Genomic DNA, 1,184 nt, shown 5'->3' with positions numbered 1-1,184 from the left:
TACTAATCTTTTTAGTCTTTACTATTTGTAACATGCGGTTATAATCTTCTCTCGGCATCATAACATCAATGTCATCATCCCAAGGAATAAAACCTTTATGTCTTATAGCTCCTAGTAAAGTTCCTCCAGCTAATGTATAATATAGCTCTTCATTTTTACAGAAACTGTCAAAATGGATAAGGATATCCAATTCGGTTTGTTTCACTTCATCCAATGTAAGATATTTCATTTATTTTCCTCTTTTTTTATTCTCTCAAACAGTATCTCATGTTCTTTAGCAACTCTTCGAGCGTCAAACCTGTTATGTGCATCCTGCAAGCCTTTTGTTACTACCTTATCTCTCAAGCCAATCTCATTATGTATTCGTAATACTGCTTCACTCGCCCCTACAGCATCGTCAACTTCAACTAACAAGCCGTTTTCACCATTTTTTATAATATTTGGAATAGCATCAACATTACTTGCCACAATAGGTTTTCCTGCCATCATATACTCAGGCAACACCAATCCAAATCCTTCCCATCTACTCAACAGACATGCAACATCAAAAAGTTCCACATAATTCATTGGATTATCAACCCAGCCCGTAATATGTAAACTATCTATAAAGCCATTCTTCTCTGCATAACTTATGATTGTATCTTCCTGATTGCCATTACCAACTATAATAAAATGTGCATTTGAAATTTTTTCTTTTATTAACTTTGCCATTTTTATAAACACATCTGGAGCTTTCTGCTGACTTATTCGGCCAACCATGCCAACAACAAATGCATCTTCAGGTATGTTCAATTCTTTTCTGTTTATTTCACCGTGTATACCATTTTCATACGCTTCAATATCCACACCATTAAAAATAACCTGAAGCTTATTCTCTTTACAAATTTTATTATCTAATGCAGACTGTTTTTCCGCGTCCGAAATGCATATAACCTTATCACAAAATGGTGCAGCCAGCTTTTCAATAACTGTGTACATAATCCTTTTTTTTGCAGAACAACGCATATTAAATGACCAACCATGCGGGTTATATATACAGTAATTTTTTAATCCAATATTTGCTACACGAACAATTGCGCCAGCTTTACTGGAATGGGCATAGACAATATCAGGAGTATAGTGTTTTATCAAACTTCTAACTTCTTTAATTGCCTTTAAGTCATTACCTCCAATTGCTCTAGTCA

Annotated in this window: 2 protein-coding genes; both read right to left on the bottom strand. The window is 34.5% G+C overall.

Annotation, left to right across the window (positions count from 1 at the left end; all coding sequences use genetic code 11):
• Nucleotides 1-229 (bottom strand): LicD family protein (locus tag CCU_RS11320; protein ID WP_208896191.1); only part of this gene is annotated, 229 nt, incomplete at its 3' end.
• Nucleotides 226-1,184 (bottom strand): glycosyltransferase (locus CCU_RS11315; RefSeq protein WP_208896190.1); only part of this gene is annotated, 959 nt, incomplete at its 5' end. The genes CCU_RS11315 and CCU_RS11320, both read right to left, overlap by 4 nt.

This window comes from Coprococcus sp. ART55/1 (assembly GCF_000210595.1).
Taxonomy (GTDB): Bacteria; Bacillota; Clostridia; order Lachnospirales; family Lachnospiraceae; genus Coprococcus; species Coprococcus aceti.
This window is presented reverse-complemented; position numbering and strand designations above follow the sequence as displayed.